At 75.8% G+C, this 4640-nt stretch carries 2 protein-coding genes; both read left to right on the top strand.

Annotated elements, in window-relative coordinates:
* Nucleotides 1-21 precede the first annotated feature (21 nt).
* On the top strand, nt 22-4404 hold the full coding sequence (locus tag ACIPPS_RS32505) for an SDR family NAD(P)-dependent oxidoreductase (RefSeq protein ID WP_401439738.1): 4383 nt from the start codon (nt 22-24) through the stop codon (nt 4402-4404).
* 23 nt (nt 4405-4427) lie between these two features.
* Nucleotides 4428-4640, top strand: a 213-nt coding sequence (locus ACIPPS_RS32500) for a beta-ketoacyl synthase N-terminal-like domain-containing protein (RefSeq protein WP_401439736.1), incomplete at its 3' end; no start/stop codon positions are given.

Below are 4640 nucleotides of genomic sequence, written 5' to 3'. Positions count from 1 at the left end.
GTGCTGCCTCGCACGCTGCACGTGGACGAGCCGACGCCGTTCGTGGACTGGGAGTCGGGAGGGGTGGAGCTGCTCAGGGAGCAGCGTGCGTGGCCGGAGACGGGTCGGCCGCTTCGTTCGGCGGTCTCCTCGTTCGGGATCAGCGGGACCAACGCGCATGTGGTGCTCGAACAGCCCCCGGCCGAGGTCCTGGTCGAGGGGCCGGCCGGCGACACCGCCCCGCCCCGGCCGCTGCCCCTCGTCCTCTCGGCCACCTCGCCGCAGGCGCTGGCGGAGCAGGCGGCCCGCCTCCGCACCCACCTCGACACCCTGGACGAGGTGAGCCTGCCGGCCCTCGGACGCTCCCTCGCCCTGGAGCGGGCCGCCTTCGGCCACCGGGCCGCCGTCCTCGCCGAGAGCGCCGCCGACCTCCGCGAAGGACTGGACGCGCTGGCGGCCGGCGGGCCGTCCGCCCGGCTCGTCACCGGCGCGCCCGTGAGCGGCCGGATCGCCTTCCTCTTCACCGGTCAGGGCAGCCAACGGCCGGGCATGGGGCGCGAACTGTACGACACCCACCCGGTGTTCGCCGCCGCCTTCGACGCGGTGTGCGCGGAACTCGACCGGCACGTCGGGTGCTCGGTGCGCGAGGTCGTCTTCGCCGGGCCCGACGACTGGGAGGAGGGCCTGCTGGACCAGACGCTCTTCACACAGACGGGCCTGTTCGCCCTGGAGGTGGCCCTGTTCCGGCTCGCCGAGAGCCTGGGCCTCACCCCCGACTACGTCGCCGGCCACTCGATCGGCGAGCTGGCCGCGGCCCACGTCTCGGGCGTGCTCTCGCTGGCCGACGCCGCCGCGCTGGTCGCCGCGCGCGGCAGGCTGATGCAGGCGCTTCCCCAGAACGGTGCCATGGTGTCCGTCCTGGCCCCCGAGGCCGAGGTCGCACCGCTGCTCGCGGGCCGGGAGCACGAGGTGGCGATCGCCGCCGTCAACGGGCCCGGCTCCGTGGTGATCTCCGGCGACAGGGCCGCGGTCCTGCGACTCGCCGAGGAGCTCGGCGAACGGCATGTGAAGACCCGTCGCCTGACCGTCAGCCACGCCTTCCACTCGCCGCACATGGACCCGATGCTGGACGACTTCCGGGCCGTGGCCGAGGGCCTGAGCTACGCGGCCCCCGCCCTCCCGATCGTGTCCGACGTGACCGGCGAGGTGATCGAGGCCGAGGAGGTGTGCTCGCCCGGCTACTGGGTCCGGCACGTGCGCGAGGCCGTCCGCTTCGCCGACACCGTCGGCACCCTGCGCGACGCGGGCGTCACGACCTTCGTCGAGCTCGGACCGGACGGCGTGCTGTCGGCCCTGGGCCGAGGCTGCCTGCCGGACGGGGACGAGGAGACCGAGTTCGTACCGCTGCTCCGCAAGGACCGCGACGACCGCCTCGCGCTCGCGCAGGGCCTCGCCCGGCTGTGGGTGCGCGATGCGGGACCGGCCTGGGACGCCGGACTCGGCGCCTCCGGGGCGCACCCGGCCGACCTGCCGACGTACGCCTTCCAGCGCAAGCGGTACTGGGCCATGCCGGTCCGGCCCGCGGGAGACCTCGGAGCGTCCGGGCTCGCACCGGCCGAACACCCCCTGCTCGGCGCGGTGCTCACCCGGGCCGACGCCGACGAGACGCTCTTCACCGGACGCATCTCGCTGAAGACCCACCCCTGGCTCGCCGACCACGCGGTCCTCGGCAAGGTGCTGCTGCCGGGCACCGCATTCGTGGAGCTCGCCGTACGGGCCGGTGGCGAGGCGGGCGCGGCACACCTGGAGGAGCTCGCCCTGGAGGCGCCCCTGGTGCTGCCCGAGCGGGGAGCCGTGCGGCTCCAGGTGGCCGTCGGCGCCCCCGACGCGTCCGGGCGCCGCTCCGTGACCCTCCACTCCCGGCCCGAGAACGGCACCTTCGAGGAGCCCTGGACCCGGCACGCCGGCGGCACCCTCGTGCCCGAGCCGACGGACCCGGGCTTCGACCTGACGGTGTGGCCGCCGCGGGACGCCCGCCCGGTGGAGCTGACCGGACGGTACGAGGACCTCGCCGGACAGGGCTTCGCCTACGGTCCCGCCTTCCAGGGCCTGCGCTCCGTGTGGCGCCGGGGCACCGAGGTCTTCGCCGAACTCGCCCTGCCCGAGGGGCAGAAGGAACAGGCGGCCGGATTCGGCCTGCACCCCGCCCTCCTCGACTCGGCGCTGCACGCCGTCGAACTGGGCGTACTGCCCGGCACCGGCGAGGCGCGGCTGCCCTTCGTGTGGAGCGGTGTCTCGCTGTACGCCACCGGTGCGGCCACCGCCCGGGTCCGGCTGGCCCCCGCCGGAGCGGGTTCGGTGACCATCGAACTCGCCGACGCGACGGGCGCGCCGGTCGCCGCGGTCGCGTCCCTCGCGGTACGGGCCGTGTCGGCCGACCAGTTGGCGGCGGCCGGGGGACGCGCCCACGAGGCGCTGTTCCGGCCGGTCTGGACGGCGGTGCCGAGCGGTGACGCGACGCGGCGCGAGTCGTGGACGGTCCTCGGCGACGAGACCCCGCTCGCGCTGCCCGGGGCCGAACGGTTCGCCGACGTGGCCGCCCTCGGTGACGCCGTCGCCGCCGGCAGGCCCGCGCCCGCGGTGGCGGTGCTGCCGCTGATCGGTCCGACGGCCGGCCCGGCCGGGGAGGGAGTCGATGCCGTACGCGACGCCGTGGACGGCGCCCTCTCGACGGTACGGAGCTGGCTGGCGGACGAGCGGCTCGCCGCGTCCCGGCTGGCCGTGGTCACCCGCCGGGCGGTCGCCGCCGCACCGGAGGAGGACGTGCACGACCTGCCGAACGCCGCCGTGTGGGGCCTGCTGCGCGCCGCGCAGACCGAGCACCCCGACCGGCTGGTCCTCGTCGACCTGGACCTGGATCCGGACCCGGGCAGGGACGCGGACGGCGAGGCCGTCGCCGAGGCGCTCGGCACGGCGCTGTCCTCGGACGAACCGCAGGTGGCGGTCCGCTCGGGCGCCCCGCGCGTGCCGCGACTCGAACGCGCGGTGGTCCCGGACGGCGACACCGGCCCGTGGGACCCGGACGGCACGGTGCTCGTCACCGGCGGCACCGGAGCGCTGGGCGCCCTCCTCGCCCGCCACCTCGTCGAGCGGCACGGCGCACGGAGCCTGCTCCTGGTCGGCCGCCGGGGCCTCGCGGCCGACGGCGCCGCCGCCCTGCGGGACGACCTGACGGCCCTGGGCGCGGAGGTGACCGTCGCGGCCTGCGACGTCGCCGACCGGAAGGCCCTCGCCGAGCTGCTCGCCGGGATTCCGGCCGACCGTCCCCTGCGGGCGGTCGTGCACGCGGCCGGAGTCCTCGACGACGGAGTACTGGAGTCGCTGACGCCCGAGCGCATGGAGCGCGTGCTCCGGCCCAAGGCGGAGGCCGCCTGGAACCTGCACGAGGCCACTCGCGACACACCGCTGACCGCCTTCGTCCTCTACTCCTCCATCCAGGGGCTCCTCGGCGGCGCGGGACAGGCCAACTACGCGGCGGCCAACACCTTCCTGGACGCCCTGGCCCACCACCGCCGCGCGCAGGGCCTCCCCGCCACCTCGCTCGCCTGGGGCCCTTGGGCCGACGGCGGCATGGCGGCCGGCCTCTCGGCTGGCGACCGCGACCGGTTCGCCCGTACCGGGATGGTCGCGATCGGCGCCGAGCAGGGCATGGAGCTCCTCGACGCGGCCCTGCGGCTCGACACGGCGGGGGCCGTACTCCTGCCGCTCGACCCGGCCGCCCTGCGCGCCCTCGGCGCCGGACTTCCGCCGCTGTTCAGCGGGCTCGTCCGGCCCACGGCCCACCGGACGGCCGCGGCAGCGGGCCCGTCCGCAGGACCGGCCGCCGGGCCCACGCTCGCCGAGCGCCTGGCCGGGCGCACCGAGGACGAGAGGCGGCAGCTGCTCCTGGACCTCGTCCGGGCCGAGGTGGCCGGGACCCTGGCGTACGGCGGTGCCGACTCCGTCGACGTGAAGCGGGGCTTCAAGGAACTGGGCCTCGACTCGCTGACCGCCGTCGAACTGCGCAACCGACTCGGCCGGACGACCGGGCTGCGGCTCTCCGCGACGCTCGTCTTCGACTACCCGACCCCCGAGGCCGTCGCCGGTCACCTGCTGACGGCCCTTGCCCCCGAACCGTCCACGGCGTCCGCCGACGCGCCTGACGAGAACGAGGTCCGCCGCCTGCTCGCGGCGCTCCCGGTCGACCGCCTGCGCCAGGCCGGCCTGCTCGACGGCCTGCTGCGGCTCGCACAGGAGACCGGCGCCGACAGCGCCCCGGCCACCGAAGGCACCGAAGGCACCGAAGGTGCCGAAGGTGCCGAAGACATCGACGACATGGACGTCGATGCCCTCATCCGCATGGCCCGCGCCGGCTCCGAAGCCTGACACGTTCCGAACGGGAGAGAAACATGACGAACACGGCGCCAGACGAACTCGTCGCCGCCCTCCGCGACTCGCTCAAGGAGAACGCCAGGCTCCGCAAGGAGCACCGGCAGCTGACCGACGCGGCCCAGGAACCCATCGCCATCGTGGGTATGGGGTGCCGGTATCCGGGTGGGGTGGCTTCGCCGGAGGATCTGTGGCGGTTGGTGGAGTCGGGTCGTGACGCGGTCTCGGGGTTT

Origin of the sequence: Streptomyces sp. NPDC090127 (assembly GCF_044746945.1) — a bacterium.
Taxonomy (GTDB): domain Bacteria; phylum Actinomycetota; class Actinomycetes; order Streptomycetales; family Streptomycetaceae; genus Streptomyces.
Note: the sequence above shows the minus strand (reverse complement) of the source record. Positions and strands in the feature narration are given on the sequence as shown.